Annotated in this window: 17 protein-coding genes; 2 read left to right on the plus strand and 15 right to left on the minus strand. The window is 71.5% G+C overall.

The window, feature by feature from the left end; genetic code table 11:
- Positions 1 to 39: 39 nt before the first annotated feature.
- From CIW48_RS06945 to CIW48_RS06960, 4 genes are all read right to left on the minus strand, one after another.
- A complete protein-coding gene (locus tag CIW48_RS06945) occupies positions 40 to 1,701 on the minus strand; it encodes an OFA family MFS transporter (protein WP_149310156.1) in 1,662 nt (553 codons plus the stop codon).
- Between the two features lie 261 nt (positions 1,702 to 1,962).
- Positions 1,963 to 2,649, minus strand: a complete 687-nt coding sequence (locus tag CIW48_RS06950; RefSeq protein ID WP_149310157.1) for a metal ABC transporter permease — start codon at positions 2,647 to 2,649, stop codon at positions 1,963 to 1,965.
- Between the two features lie 314 nt (positions 2,650 to 2,963).
- Positions 2,964 to 5,663, minus strand: a complete 2,700-nt coding sequence (gene acnA / locus CIW48_RS06955) for an aconitate hydratase AcnA (protein WP_149310158.1) — start codon at positions 5,661 to 5,663, stop codon at positions 2,964 to 2,966.
- Between the two features lie 487 nt (positions 5,664 to 6,150).
- Positions 6,151 to 6,963, minus strand: coding sequence for a hypothetical protein (locus tag CIW48_RS06960; RefSeq protein WP_149310159.1), 813 nt, complete (start codon positions 6,961 to 6,963; stop codon positions 6,151 to 6,153).
- 126 nt (positions 6,964 to 7,089) lie between these two features.
- On the opposite strand from CIW48_RS06960, the gene CIW48_RS06965 reads away from it, so the two are divergent.
- Positions 7,090 to 8,490, plus strand: a complete 1,401-nt coding sequence (locus tag CIW48_RS06965) for a leucyl aminopeptidase family protein (protein WP_149310160.1) — start codon at positions 7,090 to 7,092, stop codon at positions 8,488 to 8,490.
- Positions 8,491 to 8,774: 284 nt separating this feature from the next.
- Here CIW48_RS06965 and CIW48_RS06970 read toward each other — a convergent pair whose 3' ends face one another.
- The 4 genes from CIW48_RS06970 to CIW48_RS06985 form a co-directional block, all read right to left on the minus strand.
- Entirely contained in the window at positions 8,775 to 9,947 is a 1,173-nt protein-coding gene (locus tag CIW48_RS06970; protein WP_149310161.1) for a M20 aminoacylase family protein, read from the minus strand.
- 225 nt (positions 9,948 to 10,172) lie between these two features.
- On the minus strand, positions 10,173 to 10,430 hold the full coding sequence (locus CIW48_RS06975) for an amino acid transporter protein (RefSeq protein ID WP_149310162.1): 258 nt from the start codon (positions 10,428 to 10,430) through the stop codon (positions 10,173 to 10,175).
- On the minus strand, positions 10,427 to 10,888 hold the full coding sequence (cueR, locus tag CIW48_RS06980; protein ID WP_149310163.1) for a Cu(I)-responsive transcriptional regulator: 462 nt from the start codon (positions 10,886 to 10,888) through the stop codon (positions 10,427 to 10,429). Before cueR ends, CIW48_RS06975 begins: the two co-directional genes overlap by 4 nt.
- Positions 10,885 to 13,359, minus strand: a complete 2,475-nt coding sequence (locus tag CIW48_RS06985; protein WP_149310164.1) for a heavy metal translocating P-type ATPase — start codon at positions 13,357 to 13,359, stop codon at positions 10,885 to 10,887. The genes cueR and CIW48_RS06985 overlap by 4 nt, the downstream gene beginning before the upstream one ends.
- A gap of 174 nt (positions 13,360 to 13,533) precedes the next feature.
- On the opposite strand from CIW48_RS06985, the gene CIW48_RS06990 reads away from it, so the two are divergent.
- Positions 13,534 to 14,145 carry a glutathione S-transferase family protein gene (locus tag CIW48_RS06990; RefSeq protein ID WP_149310165.1) on the plus strand — a complete coding sequence of 204 codons (612 nt, stop codon included), beginning with the start codon at positions 13,534 to 13,536 and terminating at the stop codon, positions 14,143 to 14,145.
- Here the strand turns inward: CIW48_RS06990 and CIW48_RS06995 are convergent.
- The 7 genes from CIW48_RS06995 to CIW48_RS07025 all read right to left on the minus strand — a co-directional run bounded on the left by CIW48_RS06995 (position 14,127) and on the right by CIW48_RS07025 (position 22,020).
- A complete protein-coding gene (locus CIW48_RS06995) occupies positions 14,127 to 15,398 on the minus strand; it encodes an ATP-binding protein (protein WP_149310166.1) in 1,272 nt (423 codons plus the stop codon). The genes CIW48_RS06990 and CIW48_RS06995 overlap by 19 nt on opposite strands.
- A 19-nt stretch (positions 15,399 to 15,417) precedes the next feature.
- Positions 15,418 to 16,506 carry a lysylphosphatidylglycerol synthase domain-containing protein gene (locus CIW48_RS07000; protein ID WP_149310307.1) on the minus strand — a complete coding sequence of 363 codons (1,089 nt, stop codon included), beginning with the start codon at positions 16,504 to 16,506 and terminating at the stop codon, positions 15,418 to 15,420.
- A 151-nt stretch (positions 16,507 to 16,657) separates the two neighbouring features.
- Positions 16,658 to 17,287, minus strand: coding sequence for a uracil-DNA glycosylase (locus CIW48_RS07005; protein WP_149310167.1), 630 nt, complete (start codon positions 17,285 to 17,287; stop codon positions 16,658 to 16,660).
- Complete coding sequence (locus CIW48_RS07010; protein WP_246695155.1) at positions 17,277 to 18,035, minus strand: PIG-L family deacetylase; 759 nt, start codon at positions 18,033 to 18,035, stop codon at positions 17,277 to 17,279. The genes CIW48_RS07005 and CIW48_RS07010 overlap by 11 nt, the downstream gene beginning before the upstream one ends.
- A gap of 118 nt (positions 18,036 to 18,153) precedes the next feature.
- Entirely contained in the window at positions 18,154 to 19,392 is a 1,239-nt protein-coding gene (locus CIW48_RS07015; protein ID WP_149310169.1) for a glycosyltransferase family 4 protein, read from the minus strand.
- A gap of 157 nt (positions 19,393 to 19,549) precedes the next feature.
- Positions 19,550 to 20,422 carry a sugar phosphate isomerase/epimerase family protein gene (locus CIW48_RS07020; protein ID WP_149310170.1) on the minus strand — a complete coding sequence of 291 codons (873 nt, stop codon included), beginning with the start codon at positions 20,420 to 20,422 and terminating at the stop codon, positions 19,550 to 19,552.
- Entirely contained in the window at positions 20,419 to 22,020 is a 1,602-nt protein-coding gene (locus tag CIW48_RS07025) for a YcaO-like family protein (RefSeq protein WP_149310171.1), read from the minus strand. The genes CIW48_RS07020 and CIW48_RS07025 overlap by 4 nt, the downstream gene beginning before the upstream one ends.
- Between the last annotated feature and the right edge of the window lie 126 nt (positions 22,021 to 22,146).

The following is a 22,146-nucleotide window of genomic DNA, read 5'->3' on the forward strand; positions in this document are numbered from 1 at the left end:
TAGCGACCCGCCGTGCCCGCCACAACCGAGCGCGCCCGCTCAGCGGAACAGGATGAACGCCTTCGACAGGGTGATGCCGATACCCCAGACGATCGGGATGCCGACCACCGCCCAGGCCAGGGCGGCGCCGAGGCTGAAGCCGCCGCGGCCGATGCCGAAAGAGCCGGACGGGCCGGAGGCCGTGGCACCCGAGCGGACGTCCAGGGAGGCCCGCTCGGAATCGGACATGAACCAGCTTTGCGCCAGCGGCCGCACCAGCAGGTTGCAGAGGAACCCGACCGCCAGGAAGCTCGCGAGCACGTACATGGTCCGGCCGTAGAGATCGGCCCCCTGCACGCCGGCGGCGACCTGCGCCTCGCGGATCTTGGTGATGACGAAGGGCCCGACGATGCCGGCCATCGACCACGCGGTCAGCAACCGCCCGTGGATCGCACCCACGAACTGCGTGCCGAACACGTCGGCGAGGTAGGCCGGCACCGTCGCGAAGCCGCCGCCATACATCGACAGGATCACGCAGAAGATGGCGACGAACAAAGCCTGCGAGCCGATGCCGGCGGCCCAGGGCGCCGCCGCGTAGAGCAGGCCGCCCAGGGCGAAGAAGATCGCGTAGGTGCCCTTCCGCCCGATCCGGTCCGACATGGAGGCCCAGAAGAACCGACCCAGGATGTTGAACAGGGAGAGGAGGCCGACGAAGCCGGCCGCGATGGCCGCGACCTGCGCCTTCTGGCCGGCATCCAAGGCGGAGAAGCCGGTGCCCGGCAGACCGATCAGCTCGCCGCCGAAGATCTCCTGGAGCATCGGCGAGGCCAGGGCCAGCACGCCGATGCCGGCGGACACGTTGAGGAACAGGACGAGCCAGATCATCCAGAACTGGAAGGTCTTGTGCGCGTCGCGCAGGTGGACGTGCCCCGAGGCGATCATGGCGCTCTTGGCGCTCGGGGTCGTCCAGCCGTCCGGGCGCCAGCCCGCCGGCGGCACGCGATATCCGAAGGCGCCGCCCAGCATGAAGATCAGGTAGCCGACGCCCATCACGGCGAGCGTCTGCCAGACGCCGACGGAATCGGGCCCCCGGAAGGATTTGATCATGCCGTCGGCCAGCGGCGAGCCGATCATCGCGCCGCCGCCGAAGCCCATGATCGCCATGCCGGTGGCCATGCCGCGGCGATCCGGGAACCACTTGATCAGCGTCGAGACCGGCGAGATGTAGCCGAGGCCGAGCCCGACGCCGCCGATCAGGCCCATGCCGAGCCAGACCAGCCAGAGCTGGTGAATGTAGACGCCGAAGGCGCCGATCAGAAAGCCGCCCCCCCAGCACAGGGCGGCCACGATGCCGGCCTTGCGCGGGCCTGCGCGCTCCAGCCAGCCTCCGAACAAGGCGGCTGACAGGCCGAGCACGACGATGCCGATCGAGAATACCGTGACGAGGTCGCTGACACGCCAATCGCAGGTAGTGGTGAACAGGGCCGTCATCACGCCCATGTCGGGACAGGCGGCGGGAGCCGGCTTGCCCACGGAGAGCGCCCGGGTCAGCGGCAGCCAGAACACCGACAGGCCGTAGGCCATCCCGATGCAAAGATGGATCGCCAAAGCCGCCGGCGGCACCAGCCAGCGGTTGAAGCCTGGCTTCGCGACGATCCGTTCGCGTGACAACAGACCCGGTGTCCGCTCAGGCGCGATCGCGCCCGCCACTCCAGCACCCATGATGGACTCCTCCGCGGCAGCCTCGTTCGCGGGCCGCTCGGCGGCGGAAGATGCGCGATTTGTGTGCAGGGTGCCAGCGCGCGATACGCTGAGATCACGATTTTAATCCGGTCCGACGCCGGCTGTATGCATATTCTGCGTGCCGCGGCCGTCCGGTGCGATCCGCGAACGGATCCGCCGCGTCATCCTGAAAGGCTGAGCGGTTTCCGCGACGCGGATGCAGGGCGCCGGGCAAGCCGGCCCCCTGCCCGGCAGCTGGTCTCACATCGGCGGAGTCAGGCCGTCCTTGCCGACAGCAACGAGCTTGCCGTCCGCTTTGGCACCATCCTTGGCGACTACGGCGAAGACCTTGGAGCCGGGCGTCAGGATCGCCTTGTCGGCGGGTTCGAAGGCGACGATCGGCGCCGAGGACGGCACCACGATCTCCTTGGATCCCTCCGTCCCGTAGCTCACCGTCAGGGTGCGCTCGCCGCCGGCGGCCGCCTTGTCGGCCTTCACGGTGCCGTTGGTCATCGCGCTCTTCACCTTCGGGGCGTTCGACGCTTCGGCCTTCACCGTGCCGTTGGTCATGGCGCTCTTCACCTTGGCGCCGGCGCCCGCCGTGCGGTCGGTGATCGAGTCCCAGCCGTAATGGCCCTCGCCGGTACCGCGCATCGATTCGGGGAAGAGCACGACCTCCAGCGCGGTCATCGGGCTCTCGCCCTTGGTGGCGGTGCCGATGAAGACGCCGTCCTTGATCGCGTCGAGGCTCGACGGCACCACCCAGGCGAACTTGGCGCCGCCGACATCCACCGTCTCGGTCTTGCCGTCGTCGGTCTTGATCGTGAGCGTGCCGCCCTCGGCCTTGTCGATGGTGCCGCGGACGCGCTCGACCTGCGCGGCGAGGGCCGCGCTCGACAGCAGGGCTGTCAGGCTGGCGGCGGCGAGGGTCTTGCTGAGGTGCTTCATCGGGATCCCATCCTGGCTTCAGGAGCCGGGTTATGGGGCGACCCGCGCGCAAAACAAGGTTGCGCGCAAGCGAAATGCCGTGATCCAGGATACAAAGGAGGCGGCGCCCGCTGGGCGCCGCCTCGTGATGTCCGGGCTACCCCCGCACCAATTTTCCCCGCCGCCGTTCCGGGACGCCGCAGGCGAGCCCGGAATCCGTCAACGCCGACGGTGCCAGCCCTCGACGCGTCGGCTGGCCTGGATCCCGGGCTCCGCTACGCGGCCCCGGGATCACGGCGTGGTTGCGATCTCCTTCGCGAGACGAACCGATCCGGTCAGGCCGCGAGCGAGCGCAGCACGTAGGGCAGGATGCCGCCGTTGCGGAAGTATTCCAGCTCGTCGAGCGTATCGATCCGGCAGGTCAGCGGGACCTGCTTCACCGAGCCGTCGGCGGACTTGATCTCCGCGGTCAACGTCTGGCGCGGCTTCAGCTCGCCCGCGAGACCCTTGATCGTGACGGTCTCGTCACCCTTCAGGCCCAGCGACTGCCAGCTCGTTTCGCCCTGGAAGACCAGCGGCACCACGCCCATGCCGACGAGGTTCGAACGGTGGATGCGCTCGAAGCTCTCGGCCACCACGGCGCGGACGCCGAGCAGCTTCGTGCCCTTCGCCGCCCAATCGCGCGACGAGCCGGTGCCGTATTCCTTGCCGGCGAAGATCACCAGCGGCGTGCCCTGTTCGGCATATTTCATCGCCGCGTCGTAGATGAACATCTTCTCGCCGGACGGCTGGAAATGCGTCCACCCGCCCTCGACCACGCCGCCGGAGGCGTCCTTCACCATCTGATTCTTGATGCGGATATTGGCGAAGGTGCCCCGCATCATCACCTCGTGGTTGCCGCGCCGCGTACCGTACTGGTTGAAGTCCTGCACACGCACCTGGTGCGACTGCAGGTACTCACCGGCCGGCGAGGCCGCGCGGATGTTGCCCGCCGGCGAGATGTGGTCGGTGGTGATCGAGTCGAGGAACAGGCCGAGGATGCGCGCGCCCTCGATGTCCTCGACCGGCTTGGGGGTCTTCTCCATGCCGACGAAGTAGGGCGGGTTCTGCACGTAGGTGGAGCCCGGGTTCCACGCGAAGGTCTCGGCCTCGGTGACCTCGACGTCCTTCCAGTTCTGGTCGCCGCCGAACACGTCCGCGTAGCGGGACTTGAACAGGGCCGAGGTGATGTTCTCCTCGATGAACTGCTGGACCTCGGCCGAGGACGGCCAGATGTCCTTGAGGTAGACGGGCTTGCCGTCCGACCCCTGGCCCAGCGGCTCCGTAGTGATGTCGATCTGGAGCGAGCCGGCGAGCGCGTAGGCGACCACGAGCGGCGGCGAGGCGAGGTAGTTCGCCCGCACGTCGGGGTTCACGCGGCCCTCGAAGTTGCGGTTTCCCGAGAGTACGGCCGCGGCGACGATGTCGTTGTCGTTGATCGACTTGGAGATCGCCTCCGGCAGCGGGCCGGAATTGCCGATGCAAGTGGTGCAGCCGAAGCCCACGAGGTTGAAGCCGAGCGCATCCAGCGGCTCCTGCAGGCCGGATTTTTCGAGATATTCGCCGACCACTTGCGATCCCGGCGCGAGCGAGGTCTTCACCCACGGCTTGGAGCGCAAGCCCCTGGCGACGGCGTTGCGGGCAAGGAGCCCTGCGCCGATCATGACCGACGGGTTCGACGTGTTGGTGCAGCTCGTGATCGCGGCGATCACCACGTCGCCATGCCCGAGGTCGAAGTTGGTGCCCTCGACCGGGTAGCGGCGCGCGAGGTCGGCGGCCTTCTTGAACTCGGTCTCCATCGAGGCGGCGAAGCCCGGCTTGGCGCCGTCGAGGAGCACCCGGTCCTGCGGGCGCTTCGGACCGGCCAGCGACGGCCGGACCTCGCCCATGTCGAGTTCCAGCGTGTCGGTGAAGACCGGGTCGGGCGTGCTGGCGTCGCGCCACATGCCCTGCGCCTTCGCGTAGGCCTCGACCAGGGCGATCCGGTCATCGGAGCGGCCGGTGACCTTCAGGAAGTCGATGGTCTTCTGGTCGACCGGGAAGAAGCCGCAGGTCGCGCCGTACTCGGGGGCCATGTTGGAGATCGTGGCCCGGTCGGCGACCGCCATGTCGTCGAGGCCGGGGCCGTAGAACTCCACGAACTTGCCGACCACGCCCTTCTTGCGCAGCATCTGGGTGACGGTGAGCACGAGGTCGGTGGCGGTGGTGCCCTCGGGCAGCTTGCCCGACAGCCTGAAGCCCACGACCTCGGGGATCAGCATCGACAGCGGCTGGCCGAGCATCGCCGCCTCGGCCTCAATGCCGCCGACGCCCCAGCCCAGCACGGCCATGCCGTTGACCATGGTGGTGTGCGAATCGGTACCGACGAGCGAGTCGGGATAGGCGACGTCGGAGCCGTTCTCGGACTTCGTCCAGACGGTCTGGGCGAGGTATTCCAGATTCACCTGGTGGCAGATGCCGGTGCCCGGGGGCACCACCGAGAAGTTGTCGAAGGCCGACTGGCCCCACTTCAGGAAGGTGTAGCGCTCGCCGTTGCGCTCGTATTCCAGGGCGACGTTGTCGGCCAGCGCCTTCGGGGTGCCGAACTCGTCGACGATCACCGAGTGGTCGATGACGAGATCCACAGGCACCAGCGGATTGATCTTCTGCGGGTCGCCGCCCAGCGCCACCATGGCGTCGCGCATGGCGGCGAGGTCGACCACGGCCGGGACGCCGGTGAAGTCCTGCATCAGCACGCGCGACGGGCGGAACGCGATCTCGACCTCGGCCTTGCCCTTCTGGTCGAGCCAGCCGACGGCGGCCGCGATGTCGGCCTTCTTGACCGAGCGGTCGTCCTCGTAGCGCAGCAGGTTCTCCAGGATCACCTTCATGGAGAAGGGCAGCGCGGCTGCCGAGGCGAGGCCGTTCTTCTCGGCCGCGGGGATGGAATAGTAGGTGTAGGTTTTGCCGCCGGCTTCGAGCGTCTGGCGGGCCTTGAAGCTGTCGAGTGAGGGCACGGCTGGTTCTATCCTCGCTGCGGGTTGTCGAACACGCGCAGGCAAGACCTGCGCTACGAGATCTGTGTTCGGCCTGTGTAGCGCCCGACGGGCGCGCGCCGCCCCGGGAGTGCCCGGGCAGGAGACGATGCGCGGGGGCGATTTGGACGCCCGTGATGCCGCGCGGCGCAGCCAGGGAGGGATATAGAACTTTTCGAATCTGGCCGCTACCGGCTCGCGATGACAGGTGCGTTTTCCTGTCGGAGTCGCGGCTGCGGATGCGCGACGGCGGTCGGCGTGCCTGCGGGTGCGAGCGTCACGGTGCATCGTCATCCCGGGGCCGCGCAGCGGAACCCGGGATCGAGACCCGCCGACGCATCAAGGGCGGGCGCCGTTGGTGTTGATGGATTCCGGGCTCGCCTGCGGCGTCCCGGACTGACGGGGTCGCCGGCCGTCCCCGCTCCCGGCGCGGCTCAGCCCCGAAGCACCGGACCGGTGAGCCGTGACGTCACCCCTGCCCCGGCGCCCCCGCGCCGGACAGCGTCTTGAAGCGGTCCGGCTGTGCCGCGAGCCTGCGCAGCGCGGCGACGTTGGCGGCGGCTTCCGTGGGGCTCATGTCCCGGCGCAGGACGGACTCGGCATCGGCGAAGCGGCCCTTGAGGCCGAGAACCAGGGCGAGGTTGGCCCGCACCCGCGCGTCGGCACCGGGCTGGTCGGCGGCGAGCCGCAGGGTCTGCTCGGCGAGATCGAGGTTGCGCGACAGCGCGTAGGACAGGCCGAGGTTGGACAGGAGCGAGGGCTCGTTCGGCCGGATCTTGAGGGCGGCCTCGTAGAAGCTCTGCGCGCGGGCCTGCTCGCCGAGCTGGGCGGAGGCCGAGCCCTGCGCCGAGAGGATGCGCCAATCGGGATTGGCCGGCGTATGGGCGTTGGCGAGCACGTCGATCGCCTCACGGAACCGGCCTGCCTCGACCAGTGACTTGCCGTAGGCGCCGAGCAGGGCCCGGTCGCGCGGGTTGCGCAGGGCCGCCTGCTGCAGCACCGCCGAGGCCTGGCTGATCTGATCGGTGACCCGCAGGGCGCGCGCATAGGCCATCGCCGTGCGGCCGTCGGTGGGGTCGGCGTTGAAGCGCTCGGCCAGCCGGTCGATGTCCTGCCGCGAAGGCGTCGCGGCGGCAGCAGTGGCGCCGCCGAGCGAGCCGGTCGTCTCCGGGGAGCGGGTGTTGCAGCCGGCAAGCCCCAGCGCGACGACGGCGGCCACCAGGGCGGCGCGGCGTCCGGCTTTGGCCGGGGATCGTGTGACCCGGATCAGGGCCGTCATCATGGTACGCTCCGCCGGCATCTGGCCCGGACGCGCTGGCACGTGCTTCCCGCCCCCGGCCGGCCGGTGATAGAGCGTTAACCCTAACCAGCGGTTAAGCCGCCGGTGCGGGCGGCACGCGAGAGGCACATGATCCAGGGCGAGATTCCGGCGACGACCCTCGGGCTCCTGCCCGGCGGGACGCAGGCCGTACCGGTGACCCTGGTCACGAGTGGCGGCTGGGCCGAGGTCGAATCGAGCCTGGAGCCGACCCAGCGCAGCTTCGCCCGGGTCACCGGTTTCAAACCGAAGGCGGGCAGCCTCGCGCTCCTGCCCGGCCCGGACGGCAGTCTCGCGCGGGTGCTGTTCGGCCTCGGCGACCCGGAGGCCGCGGCCTACGACCGGCTGCTCGTCGGCAAGCTGCCGGGCCTGCTGCCGGAGGGCGTCTTCCGCCTGGACAACGCCCCCGAGCCCGCCGAGGCGGCGCTCGCCTGGCTGATGGGCAGCTACCGCTTCGGCCGCTATCGGTCCGGCGGCGGAACCAAGGCCCGGCTCGCGGCGCCCACCGGCATCGACGCGGACGAGGTGGAGCGGATCGCCGCCGCGGTGGCGATGGGCCGCGATCTCGTTAACACGCCGGCCAACGATCTCGGACCTGCCGAGATCGAGGCGGCTGTCCGGGCGCTCGGCGACCGTCACGGCGCCGCCGTCACCGTCACGCAGGGCGAGGCGCTCGCCACGGAGTACCCCCTGATCCACGCGGTGGGCGTCGCCTCGCCCCGGGCGCCGCGGCTGATCGACCTGAGCTGGGGACCGGCGGACGCGCCGCGCGTGACCCTGGTCGGCAAGGGCGTCGCGTTCGACACCGGCGGCCTCGACATCAAGCCGTCGGCCGGGATGCTGCTGATGAAGAAGGACATGGGCGGCGCCGCCGCGGCGCTCGCCGCCGCCGCCATGGTCATGGGCGCCGGGCTCCGGCTGCGCCTGCGCCTGCTGATCCCGGCCGTGGAGAACGCGGTCGCCGGCAACGCCTTCCGCCCCGGCGACGTGCTGCCGAGCCGGGCCGGACTCAGCGTCGAGATCGGCAACACCGACGCGGAGGGCCGCCTGATCCTGGCCGACGCGCTCGCCCGCGCGGACGCGGAATCCCCCGACCTGATCCTCGATTTCTCGACGCTGACCGGCGCGGCGCGGGTGGCCCTCGGGCCGGACCTGCCGGCCTTCTTCACCGAGGACGACGTGCTGGCCGAAGCGGTGGCGCGGGCCGGCCGGACGGCGATCGATCCGGTCTGGCGCATGCCGCTGCACGCGCCCTACGCGAGCCTCCTCGATTCCAAGATCGCCGACCTCAACAACGTCTCGGGCGGGCCGTTCGCGGGCGCGATCACCGCGGCCCTGTTCCTGCGCCGCTTCGCACCGAACACGAAGGCGCATGGCCATTTCGACCTCTACGGCTGGAACCCCTCCACTAAGCCCGGCCGGCCGGAGGGCGGCGAGGTCCAGACCGCGCGGCTGACCTATGCGCTACTCAAGGCCCGCTACGGCGGCTGATCAAGCCCAGCTCGCCTGCCGCAGCAGAATTCCGGCCCCGGCGCACAGCGCCAGGGTCCGGAAAGTCCCGAGGCCGGACCGCAGGACCACGCGGATCGCCGCCAGGATCAGCAGCAGGGCGGCCGATCAGCGGTGCGCCGGCGAAGATCCACAGGATGCGGGGCCCCGGCAGCACGAACGGCCCCCGCCACGAGACCGCCGCCCGGCCGGGCCGCCGAAGGAGAGGGCCGCAGCCCGGAGGCCAGACCGGGACGGCCGCGGCGAGGCTCCGGAGGGCGGCGCGCTCAGGCCGTGTGCGGCAGTCCGGTCTCGATCAGGCGCGCCCACAGGGAGGCCCCGTACGGCGCGGCCGCGTCGTTGAAGTCGTAATGCGGGTGGTGGAGCGAGGCACTGTCGCCGTTGCCGATGAACATGTAGGCGCCGGGGCGGCGGCCGAGCATGTAGGAAAAGTCCTCCGCGGTCATCATCGGCGCCACCGCCCGGTCGACGTTCTCACCACCGACCAGCGCCTCGGCGACGCCGGCCATGAAGTCGGTCTCGGCTGGATGGTTCTCGGTGACCGGATAGCTCGACCCGTACTCGACGCGGCCCTGCGCGCCGAATCCGCCGGCGATCTCGGCCACGAGAGTTTCGATCCGCTCCTTGATCTGGCTCCGCACGGCCTGAGACAGCGTGCGCATCGTGCCCCGCATGGTGACGGTCTGCGGCAGGACGTTGAAGGCTTCGCCGGCCTCCAGCGCGCAGACCGAGACGACCGCCGACTGCACCGGGTCGAGGTTGCGCGACACGATGCTCTGCAGGGCGATGATCACGTGGCTGGCCACCAGCACGCTGTCGATGGCGTTCTGCGGCAGGGCCGCGTGTCCGCCCCGGCCCTCGATGGTCACCGTGAAGCGGTCGGTCGAGGCCATGATCGGCCCTGGCCGGATCGCGAAGGTGCCGACCGCCATCCCGGGGATGTTGTGCATCCCGTAGACCGACTCGACCCCGAACCGCTCCATCAGGCCGTCCTCGACCATGGCTTCGCCGCCGCCGCCGCCCTCCTCGGCGGGCTGGAAGATCAGCACGGCCGCCCCGTCGAAATCCCGGGTCTCGGCGAGGTACTTGGCGGCACCGAGGAGCATGGTGGTGTGCCCGTCATGGCCGCAGGCGTGCATCTTGCCCGACACGGTCGACCGGTAGGGCAGATCGCGCACCTCCTGGATCGGCAGGGCATCCATGTCGGCGCGCAGGCCGATGGCGCGGTTGGAGGCGCGGCCCTTGCCGCGAATCACGCCGACCACCCCGGTGCGGCCGATGCCGGTGACCACCTCGTCGCAGCCGAAGGACCGGAGCGTCTCGGCCACGAAGCCGGCGGTGCGGTCGACGTCGTAGAGCAGCTCGGGATGGGCGTGCAGGTCGTGCCGCCACGCCGTCATCGTGTCGGTGAAGGCGCGGATCCGTTCGAGGACGGGCATCGGGTCGGGGCTTTCGTGGCCTTTGGGGTGGGCCGGACCAGCAAAGCCGGGGCCAGAGCCGTCGTCAACGGCCGCGCTCGGCACACGCGGCGCACCCGTAAGTCCGACCGGACAGCCCGCAGATCCCGGCGGCTCAGTGCGCCTTGCCGGTCAGCCAGAGCATGCCGAGGCCGAGGGCGAGGCCGGCGAGCGGAACGGCGAGGAGGCTCGCGAACTGAAGCGTCGTCATGGATCCAAGCTCCCGAGGCGGGATCGGGCTACCCAATGTAGGGCGCCGCTCGTCAACGAGCAAACACCGAGCAGCAGCAGCGCGCCGGCGAGAAAGCCGTGCTGCTCGGTGGCCACGCCCAGTGCCGCGATGAAGGGGGCGAAACCGCCGACAGCGAAGACCGCGATCGCGAGACCGTTGATATAGGTGGCGGTGAGCTTCGCGCGCTCGTTGCCGACGAGCTTGCCCCGGAGATCCGCGTCCGCTCCACTCACCCCGCCCCCCGCCCCGTCATCCCGCGCGCGCGCCGCTGCGGTGCGGGAGGATGGTCGCCCGCGGCGAGGTCGTCCAGGATCGGGCAGTCCGGCCGCGCGTCGCCGCAGCAGGCCTCCGCCAGATGCTCCAGCGTCCGGGCCATCCCCTCCATCTCGGCGATGCGGCGGCGCAGATTCGCGATCTGCTCCTGCGCGATGGCCTTGACCCCGGCGCTCGGCCGGGCGCGGTCGCGCCAGAGCGCCAGGAGATCCGCGATCGCGTTCACGCTGAAGCCGAGGTCGCGGGCGCGGCGGATGAAGCGCAAAGTGTGCAGGTCCGCCTCGCCGTAGTGGCGGTAGCCGGCCTCGGACCGGACGGCCGGCGGCAGCAGGCCGGTCGCCTCGTACCAGCGGATCATCTTGGCCGAGACGCCGGTGCGGCGCGCCGCCTCGCCGATCGTCAGGCTCGCCGCGCTCATGCCGACCGCACGGCGAGCGTCGGCGCCTCGGCCGACGCGGGACGCCCGCCGGCCCGGCGCAGCCGCAGGGCGTTGCCGAGGACGAACACGCTCGAGAACGCCATGGCGCCTGCGGCCAGGATCGGCGAGAGGGCCGGGCCGCCGAACGGCACCAGCACGCCGGCCGCCACCGGGATCAGGGCGGCGTTGTAGGCGAAGGCCCAGAACAGGTTCTGGCGGATATTGGCCATCACCGCCCGCGACAGGGCCAGGGCCTCCACCAGAGCTTCCAGATCGCCCGACATCAGCACAACGTCGGCGCTCTCGACGGCGATGTCGGTGCCGGTCCCGATCGCCAGCCCGACATCGGCCTCGGCCAGGGCCGGCGCGTCGTTGATGCCGTCGCCTACGAAGGCCACCGGCCCGTGCGCGGCCCGGAACCGCTGGACGGCCTCGATCTTCCCGCCGGGCAGAACCCCGGCGGCCACCGCGTCGATGCCGAGGCTCCGCGCCACGCCCGCCGCAGTGACGGGATCGTCGCCCGTGACCATCGCCACCGCGAGACCCTGCGCCTTCAGGGCCGCCACCGCCGCGCGGGCGCCCGCCTTCACGGGATCGGCCACCGCGAGGATCGCGGCGTGGCGGCCGTCGAGCACGAGGTGGATCGGGCTCCGCCCCGCACTCGCCAACGCCTCGGCGCGGGCAGCGAGATCCGGATCCAGGGCGACGCCGAGTCGTTCCAGGTAGCGCGGCGCGCCGAGTGCAACGGTCCGACCCGCGACCCGGCCGGCGACGCCGAAGCCCGCCACCGCCTCGAAGCTGTCGGGCTCGGCCGCGGCGAGGCCGCGGTCGCGGGCGGCCGCCACGACGGCGCCGGCCAGCGGGTGCTCGGAGCGGGTCTCCAGCGCGGCGGCGAGGGCCAGCGCCTCGTCCTCCGTGACATTGGCGGCCGGGACGATCTCGGTCAGCCGGGGGCGCCCCTCGGTCAGGGTGCCGGTCTTGTCGAGGGCCACGACCCGCACGTCGCGCAGGCCCTGCAGCGCCGCGCCGTCGCGGAACAGCACGCCGCGCGCCGCCGCGCGCCCGGTACCGACCATGATGGCGGTGGGCGTCGCCAGCCCCATGGCGCAGGGGCAGGCGATGATCAGCACCGCCACGGCATTCACCAGGGCCGGACCCAGCGCCGGGGCCGGCGCCAGGATCAGCCAGGCCAGGAAGGTCGCCGCGGCGATCCCGATCACCACCGGCACGAACCATCCGGTGATGCGGTCGACCAGCGCCTGAATCGGCAGCTTACCGCCCTGGGCGCGCTCCACCATGGCGGCGATCTGCGCCACCACGGTGGCGCCGCCCACGGCCTCGACCCGCAGATCGAGGCTGCCGCGGCCGTTGAGCGTCCCGCCGACCACGGAATCGCCCGGCCCCTTGCGCACCGGAGCCGGCTCGCCCGTGACCATGCTCTCGTCGACGTGGCTGGTGCCGGAGACCACGGCCCCATCGGCCGCCACCCGCTCCCCCGGCCGCACCCGGACGACATCGCCGATGCGCAGGGCGTCGAGGGGGACCTCGGCTTCGGCGCCGCCGCGGACGACCCGGGCCGTCTTCGGCGTCAGGTCCATCAGGCGGGCGATCGCCTGCCCGGTGCGCCCCTTGGCGCGGGCTTCCAGGGTCCGGCCGAGGAGGATCAGCGTGACGATCAGGACGCTCGCCTCGAAATAGAGGTGTGCCGCCCCCGCCGGCAGGAGATCGGGCGCCAGGGTCGAGACCAGCGAGTACAGGTAGGCGGCGCCGGCTCCGAGGGCGACCAGGGCGTTCATGTCGGGATGGCCGCGCAGCAGACCCGGAACGCCGCGCAGGAAGAAGCGCCGCCCCGGGCCGGCGAGGACCAGGGTGGCCAGCACGGCCTGGACCAGGGCCGCCACCGGACCCCCATGCAGCGCGGGCAGAAGGTGGCCGCCCATGTCGAGGACGACCACAGGCGCCGACAGCAGGGCGGCGACGATCAGGTCGCGGCGCAGGGCGCGGCCCTCTTCCGCCTGCCGGGCCGACGGGTCGACCGCGTGGCCGGCCTCGACCGGTCGGGCCTCGTAGCCCGCCGATTCGACGGCCGCCGCCAGTGCGTCCATCGACACCACGCCCTCGGGATGGCGGATCGTAGCCCGCCCCGCGGCGAGGTTGACGCTGGCCCCGGTCACCCCCGGCACGGCGGCCAGCGCCCGCTCGACGCGGCCCACGCAGCTCGCGCAGGACATGCCCTCGATGGTGAGGAGGCTCTGCGTCTCGGGGACGGGGTAGCCGGCCTCCGCCAGCGCCGCCGCGACGTCGCCCGGGCTCGTGTCCCCGTCGAGGACGAGGCTGGCGCGGTTGGTGGCGAGGTTCACCGCGACGTCCCGGGCACCGGGCAGCGCCGTGAGGGCGCGCTCGACGCGGCCGACGCAGGAGGCGCAGGACATGCCCTCGACGGGCAAGGTCAGGGCGACGGATTTCGACATGGCGGTGATCCGGTTCGAAGCATCCACGCCCGGTGAGATGGGGCTTCCCATGATGGGAAGGTCAAGGGCACGGGTGGCAGACCGGATGGATCCGACACACGGTGAGGCGCGGTCCGTTGTCGAATCGCCGGTGCCCGGCCAAGGTCCTCGCACGCATGAGCGACGAGGATCCGGATGACCGAACCGCTGACGATCTACGGCGACCCGGGCTCCGGGAACTGCCTCAAGGTCAAGTGGGTCGCGGCCCATCTCGGCATCCCAGCGGTTTGGCGCGATGTGGACGTCCCGGGCGGCGGGACGCGCAGGCCCGAGTTCCTGACCCTGAACCCCGCCGGGCGGGTGCCGGTCGTCGTCCTGCCCGACGGCGCCGTGCTGTCGGAATCGAACGCGATCATCCTCTACCTCGCGGAGGGCTCCGCGCTGGTGCCCGCGGAGCCGCTGCCCCGCGCCCGCATGCTGCAGTGGATGTTCTGGGAGCAGTACAGCCACGAGCCCTACATCGCGGTCCGCCGCTACCAACTCCACTACCTTAGGCGGGCGCCGGAGGATCTCGACCCGAAGCTCGCCGAGCGCGGCGCCGATGCCCTGCGGCTGATGGAGGCCACCCTCGCGCGCTCGGCCTTCATGGCGGGCGAGACCCTGACCCTCGCCGACGTGGCGCTCGTCGCCTACACGCGCATGGCGCATGAGGGCGGCTTCGACCTCGCGGGCCACCCGGCGATCGGCGCCTGGGTCGGGCGCGTCGAAGGCGAGCTCGGGATCGGGCCCTACGCCGGGCCGGCCTGATCGGCTGCGGGCTGCGGCGGCGCGGCGCCGTATTCCGGCAGGCTGACCCGCACGGTCGTCCCCTCCCCCGGGGCGCTCTCGATGGCGAGGCGTCCGCGGTGGCGGTTGAGGCTGTGCTTGACGATGGCGAGCCCCAGGCCGGTGCCGCCGCGGGCCCGGCTCGACGCGACGTCGACCCGGTAGAAGCGCTCGGTCAGACGCGGGATGTGCTCGGGCGGGATGCCCGGCCCGTCATCGGCCACCGACAGGACGATCCGGCGCCCGAGCCGCGGATCATCCTCCCGGGCGAGTCCGACGCTGATCCGGCCCCCGCCGTATTTCACGGCGTTCTCGATCAGGTTCTCGATCACCCGGGCGAGTTCGTCGGCGTCGCCCGGGACGGCGTAGGGGCCGGTCCCCTCCTCCAGCTGGATCGTGGCGCCCCGCGCCTTGGCGGGCGGCCCCTGGGCATCGACCATCTGGCGGGCGAGGGATCCGAGATCGACCACGGCCGTGGGCGCGACGTGCTCGCGCAGCTCGATCCGCGACAGCGACAGCAGATCGTCGATCAGCCGTGTCATGCGCAGGGCCTGGACGCGCATGATCTCCAGGAAGCGCTCCCGGGCCTGCGCGTCGTCGCGGGCCGGCCCCTGCAGGGTCTCGATGAAGCCGATCAGGGTGGCGAGCGGCGTGCGCAGCTCGTGGCTCGCGTTGGCGACGAAATCGACCCGCATCGCCTCCAGGCGCCGGGCCGCCGTGAGGTCGCGCAGGAACAGCAGCGCGCTGACGCCGGAGCCGTCGGGCATCGGCAGGGCGCCGATCTGGACGTCGAAGGTGCGCTCCAGCGGCACCCGGGTCGACAGCGCGACGCGGCGCGGGAGGCCGGAACTGAGCACCGCCTCAATCCCGTCGAGGACCTCCGGATCGCGGAGCGCGAAGGACAGGGGCCGGGCCTGGTGCAGGGCCGGCAGGAGCGCGCGGGCGGCGGGATTCGCCTCCACAACCAGGGTCCGCCGGTCCACCAGGATCACCGGATCCGGCACGTGGGCGAGCAACGCCTCGGCGACACCATGGCGTTGCGCGGTGGCGGCCGGACGCGGCACCGGGGCCTCGCGGCCGCGCCCGCCGAGCCAGCCGCCCAGGCAGACGGCGCCGAGCCCGATCAGGATCAGCGGCAGATCGAGCCGACCGGCCAGGGCGGTGGCGAGCCCCAGTAGGCCTGCCACGATCGCGGCGCCGGTCCAGGCGGGAGAGCTGCGCAGGCGGGCGGACATGGCAGGCGCGTCCGGCGGATCAGCGGGGCTCGGTCTCGTCATGCCATGCCCGGCCGGACGGCCCCGCCGTCCCCTCCGGCGGGCCGGGATCGCGCGCGCCGCCCGCACGTTTCACGATCTCGTAGAGGCCGAGCATCGCCAGGGCGGTGACGAAGGGTACGACGTAGTAGCAGCCCCGGAACAGGAGCAGCGAGGTCAGCACCTCGTTGCGCGGCAGGCTCGACAGGGCGAGCAGCACCGTCGCCTCGAACACGCCGATGCCGCCCGGGGCGTTCGACGCGATGCCCAGCATGGCGGCGAGCACGTAGATCGCCAGGAAGGTCGTGAAGCCGAGCGTCGTCTCCTGCGGCAGCAGGACGTAGAGCACGGCCGCCGCCGCGCAGACATCGCCGATCCCGACGATCATCTGCCCGATCGAGACCGAGGCCCCGGGCAGTTCCAGGCGCCACTGCTTCACGGTGATGCTGCGCTTCTTGGCCGAGACCCAGGCGAGGTAACCGAGCACCAGGGCGAGCGCCGCGAGTCCGACGCCCTGGTTGATCCGGATCGACGTGAAGGCGAGCCCGGCGAGCTGGCCCGCCTCGATGATCAGGCTGAGGCCCAGCACCACGCCCATGCCGAGCCAGAAGGTGAAGCCGGCGATGACGGTGAGCGCCGCGATCTTGGGGGTGGACAGGCCCTGCCGGGCGTAGATCCAGTAGCGGATCGTGCCGGCGGTGAGCAGCGGAAAGCCCAGGGTGAAGCTCACCGCGTAGCTGGTGAACGAGGCGAGCGCGGTGATCCGGTAGGGCACCTTGATCTTGAGCTGGCGCAGGGCCAGCGCGTCGTAGCCGGTAAGGAACAGGTAGCTGACGCCGACGAACAGGAAGGCGAGGCCGAGCTGCTCGGCCGTGGCCGCCGCGATCGCCGAGCGGACCTCCGCCCAGCTCACGCTCTGGACGAGCTTCCACAGCACGCCGAGGGAGACGGCGACCAGCACGATGCTGGCGGCGGTGCCGATCCAGGCGAAGCGGTTGCGCCGGCCCTTCCGCTTCGCGCTCTCGGCCGCGTCGTGCTGGACCGGCTCAGCCGGTTCAGCCGGCTTCCGGTGCTGTCCCTGAAAATTCATGCCGTTCGGCGTCCGCCCTTCCGGCTGCGCGGCCCGGCCGAAGGCCGTCAGCCCGTGCCGGAATCTCCCGGACCGCGGCCCGTCGCCCCGCATGTAGGCCGAACAGGCGCCCAAGGCCAGGGAAGGTCCGGCCGTGACCGGCCTTCTATCCTCAGCCGGCCGCGTCGGCGAGGATCGCGGCCGCCTCTGCAAGGCCGCGCCGGATCCGGGCCGGCACCTCCGGCGCGGTGCAGACATAGGTCGGGCTCGGGTGCGGGATCCGGATCACCGGCAGGCCGGGACGGAGCGCCGCGAGCGCCGGTGCTGCCTCACCGGCGAAGCGGCCGGCGAGCACCGCCACCGCGAGGCGTGGCAGCAGGTCGAGGAGGGGCGCGAGATAGGGCCCGGCGGCCGCGATTTCGGTCCGGCGGGGCGCCCGGTTGAGCGCGCCCGCCTGATGGATCAACCAGGGGACGGCGTTCCAGATCAGCGTGTCGGCCCGGGCAATGCCGGTTTCGGCCAGGAAGCGGAACAGGTTGGCGGCGGTGCCGTTCACGCTGTCGCGAGTGACGAATCCGGTGCGCAGCACGGCCGGCCCAGGCGTCTCCAAGAGGAGCAGCATCCGCGCGCCGACGCCGCCATCGAGGGGATCGGGTACCGGGACCGGCGCGCCGCGCTCCGCAGAGATCCGTTCGCCGAGTGCCCGGATCGGCGCGATATGCTCTGCCCCCATCATCGCGCGGCGGGACGCGAGCGCGTCCGGGTCGGCCAGGGATTTCGCCGCCTGCGGCTCAGCCGACATCGAGGCCGGGGATCGCCGCGCCGAGCCGGCCGGAGAGACGGAAGCGCTCGATGCCCTCCTCGTGGGCGAGCCGCGCATCGAGGCCGGCCACGCCGCCGAATTGGAAGCCGATCTGGCTGGCATAGGCCGCACAGGCCGTGCGCTTCCTGGCCTGGGCGTCCGGACCGAGACGCATTGCCGGCTCGGCAAGCGCCGTGAACAGCTCGGCCAGCGGAGCGTTCGGCACGGTGTCGCGCACCGTGTACGGGAAGTCGCGCCACCACAGGATCGGCTGCGCCGGATCGAGGCTCCGGAGCGCCCGGACCATCTGAACATGGTCGACATGGCCGCCGATCGCCTGCGGCGCGAGGAGGAGGTCAGGGCTTTCGACGCCAATCAGCTCCGCGATGGCCGGCGCGAGATCGGCCGCGATGCCGTCGTCGGGGCGGGTGTCGGAGAACAGGTCCGGCGCCGAGCCGTAGCCCCGATGCGGCGCTTCCAGGAACGGCAGGTGGACGGGCGGCGCGATACCGAGTTCGGCGGCGGCCCGGATGTCCTCATCCCGGCGCAGCGCCATGTAGTCGATCCCGGCATGCAGCCCCTTGTCGAGCTGGCAGGCCAGCGCGAAGCCGCTGGGCTCGGCGACGCTGCCGGTGAACAGGGTCGCCATCACGACGCGCCAGCCATCCGCGGCGAGGCTCGCCAGGAGGCCGCCGCAGGAAAAGGCGGCATCATCGAGATGGGGTGACAGGGCGAGGGCGGTCGGCACGGTTCGGGGCCTATCGGCTGGGGGATGTCCGACCGTCGCGCTCATCCCGAGGTGCCGGAGCGCAGCGGAAGCGCCTCAGGATGAGGGCGCGAATCGGATATCTATGGATCAGGCGCCTTCAGAGCAGATGCGGCTCGGCGCGGAACCGGCAGCTGGGATCGTAGGGCAGGTCCGTCGCGAAATCGGCAGCCGGCCTTTCGTGGCGCACGCGGGCGTAGACGTCCATGATCTGCCGCCCGACCGCGTGCCAGGAATAGACCCGCCGGCACTCCTCCAGCCCGGCCGTCGCGATGCGGCGGCGCAGACCCTCGTCCGTGATGATCCGGGTCAACGCGGCCGCCTGCGCCGGCACATCGCCGGGATCGACCAGCAATCCGTTCTCGCCGTCGCGCAAGCAGTCCGAGACGCCGACCGCGTGGCAGGAGACCGTGGCGAGGCCGGCCGCCAGCGCCTCAAGGATCGTGTTGGAGAACCCTTCCGCGTAGGTCGGCGAGACGAACACGTCGGCGCGGCGGTAGAGATCGGGCACGGAGCGGTATTCGGCATAGCCCGTGAAGGCGATCTCGCGCTCCGAGAAGGCCAGCTCGGCAGCGAGCGCCTGGGCCGGCCCGACGTCGGGCCCGATCCCCGAGATCGTGGCCGCGAAAGGCGTGCCCTGCGCGCGCAGGATCGCCAGGGCGTCGATGAAGTCGAGCACGCCTTTCCGGCGGTCGACCCGGCCGTGATAGAACAGCCGCACCGGGCCGGCATGGGGTGCCGGCAAGCCGTCGGGCGTCTGTTGCGCGAACCGGTCCGTGTCGACCGCGCCGGGCACGATGGTGAAGCGGGCGGGGTCCGATCCGAGCCGCCCGCAGACCTCGTCCACGAAGGAGGCGCCGCCGATCAGCAGCGCGTTGGCGTGGGCCAGGACCGCGCACATGGCGACCCGATGGGTCTCGCAGCAGGATCCGACCCAGTGGCCGTCGCCGCCCTGGATCGAGACGACGCTCGGAACCCCGAGCTTGCGCGCGGCGAGCAGCACCGCCCAACCGGTCGGGTATCCATATTGCGCGTGGAGGATGTCGAAGGGCTTTTCGGCGTGCTCCCGGCAGATCGCATCCACCATCGTGGCGATGTCGCGCTCGAAATCGCCGGAGGTCTGCTCGCCCAGCTGCTCCAGGCCGATCACCCGCACCCCCGGGACGGGCGGTGGGGGCCCGCCCCCGTAGACGCGAGTGCCGAAGGCGTCGCCGCGATACTGCGAGATCATCGTGACGTCGTGACCGGCATCGACCAGCTCGCGCAGCAGGTTCTGCGCATAGACGCTCATGCCCGATATGGCGGGGAAGTAGCGCCGGCTGAGGAAGAGGATTCTCATGCTGGCACGCGGTCCGAAGTGCGGGCCGGTCGAAACCCTCTCGCCCTTGCGGAGAGGGGAAGGGGTGGGCGCAGAGAAGGCAGCAGATCGCTCGATCCTGAGCCACCCCCACCTCCGGCTCCTCCCCACGACGGGGAGGAGAGACGGGCCGCCACTCTCATTGCCATTGCCGCCGTGTCTCCTGCCTGCCGGCCAGCACCGGGCCGGAGCGCCGGCAGCCGCGGAGATAGTCCAGCGCCTGCGGGATCATCACGTCGGCCCGGTGGCTCTCGCGGGACAGCTCGACGCAGATCAGCTTGCCGAAGCCGACCGCCTCCAGGGCCTCCAGCACGCCCGGCACGTCCATGTCGCCCTCGCCGAAGGGGAGATGGATGTGGCTGCCCCGCTTCATGTCCTCGATCGCCACGGTGCCGATCCGGTCGGCGAATTCCCGCACCGCCGCTTCCGGCTCGCGCTCGCCGGTGACGAGGCAGTGACCGGTGTCGAGGGCGAGCTTCAACCCGGGGATGTCGAGGGCCGCGTAGTCGTCGAGCGTCTCGATCAGCATGCCGGGCTCCGGCTCCAGGCAGGCCACGATCCCGGCCTCGGTGGCGAAACCCGCGACCTCGTGAAGGCCCTCGGCCAGCCAGCGCCGGGCCTCGCCGTGATCGACGCCGGGCTTCGGGACGCCGGCCCAGAACGAGACCGCCTCGGCGGAGAGCATGGCGCCGATCTCGATCGCCCGCTTGAGGAAGCCGACCCGCCGCGCCCGGCCCGCGGCGTCGGCCGTCACCAGCGTCGGCTCGTGCTTGGCGTTGGGGTCGAGGAGGAAGCGGGCGCCCGTCTCGATGACGCAGGTCAGCTCCAGCTTCTCGAGCAGGCTCGCCACCCGGCCGGCCTCGGCCGCCCAGGTCTCGGAGAACGGATCGAGGTGGTGGATGTCGAGGGTCAGGGCCACGCCGTCGTAGCCCGCCGCCTTGATCAGGTGGATCGCGTCGTCGAGGCGGTGGTTGGCCGCGCCGTTGGTGTTGTAGGCGAACCGGAGCGTCACGCCTCCCTCCCCTTCCGCTGGGCGAGCCGGAACGGCGCGTGGTGCGATTCGGGCTCGCGGTAGAGCGGATAGTGCCGCCCGACGATCGTCTCGGCCAGGGCCACGTCGAACAGCGGCTGGCCGCCGAACCGCTCCAGGGCCTCCGGCGTGAGCCGCACCGGGCGCAGGGTCTCGCTCTCGGTGCCGAAGCGGATCAGCGGATGGTCGCGGTCGAGGAGCTTCCTCGTGTTGCGCTCGCCGATCCGGTAATAACTCATGGTCTCGACCTCGAGCCCCGGCACGATCGCCTTCACCACGCCGACACTGCCACCGGGAGGCGTGCAATCGACGTAGAGCACGTCGAACCCGGCCTCCAGCAGCCGGTCGCAGGCGATCTTGCCCCGGGCATGGCCGTCGGCGGCCGGGGTCGAGGGCAGCTCCGCAAAGCGCTTGGTGCTGCGCTGGGAATAGACCGTGTCGGCGAGGACACCCCGGAGGTCGGCCGCCGGCATCTCGATCCATTCGAGCATCGCCTGGAGTGCGCGGCTCTCTTCCAGGTCGAGGCTCGGCAGCGCCTTCTGGATGAACGCGTCGATATAGCCCGGCGGCGTCACCGTGGCGGCCAGGTCGAGGGGGCCGTGCCCGAACGTCTTGCGCACCCGCGCGGCCTGGAATTCCAGGAGCGCTTTGCGGAGCGCCCGCTCCCGGTCCGGATCGCAGGCCTCGCCGCAGGCCGACAGCGCAATCGGCGCCGGCGTGCGCGCCGGATCCTCGTCGTAGCCGACGACGTAGAGGTTGGTCAGGCCGAACTGGTCGGTGGCGAATTTCGGCAGGGCGCGGATGCCCAGATCCTTCAGCCGGGTCAGCATCGCGGCGTTCTCCGGGCCGATGCCGTCGAGGTCGAGCATCACGCCCTGGTCGAGGGCCCGGAACAGCAGGCCGTTCCCGTCCCGCTGGAGCAGTTCCAGCACGCCGTGGCCCAGCGCGAAGGGTATGTCGGGCCCGGCGCCGAGGCCGTTGGTGATCAGGTTGGTGAAGGGCCGGTACCCCCCCGACAGCTCGAAATAATCGGTGGCGGCGACGTCGAGCGGCATCAGAACGATCTCGCCCGTTGCGTGCCGGACGCTGGGCGTCCATTCGAGCACCGTGTCCCGGCCGACCGGGGAGCCGGCCGGCAGGCAGAGGGTCAGCGGATCGGCGACCGACTTGGCGCCGTAGACGCGCGCGAGATCGGTGTAGCTCGCCCGCTCCTTGGCCCGGGGCAGGACCGCGAGCGAGGGCATCAGGTTCTCGGCGATCTCCGCGACCGCGCCGATCAGCGCCTCCTCGTCGGTGGCACCGTAGCCGATGCCCGACGGCATCGCGCCGACGAAGAACGGGTCGTCGAGGAAAAGGGCCACGAACCAGACCGGGATACCGGTGCGGTCGAGGGGCGCCAGCGGGAAGCCGACGACGCGCCCCTCCGGCAGGACGTCGAGATAGGCGCGCACAGGATCGGGCAGGGTCTCGGGCAGCCCCTCGATCGGCCGCTTGGCGCCGAAGCGGTAGGGGCGCGGCGCCTTGATCCGCTCGTGGCGAGCGCGGTCATCCTGGTCGTGGAAGGCGTCTGCGTTGCTCACGTCGTGTTCCCGTCTTCCTCGAACCGTGCGCCACGCCTCATCCCATCAATCCCCCTCATCCTGAGGTGCCGGAGCGCCGCGAAGGCCTCGAAGGAGGATCCCAGCCGGCCGTGCGATCCCTGAAGC

Origin of the sequence: Methylobacterium sp. P1-11, from assembly GCF_008329595.1 — a bacterium.
In the GTDB taxonomy this organism is placed as follows: Bacteria; Pseudomonadota; Alphaproteobacteria; order Rhizobiales; family Beijerinckiaceae; genus Methylobacterium.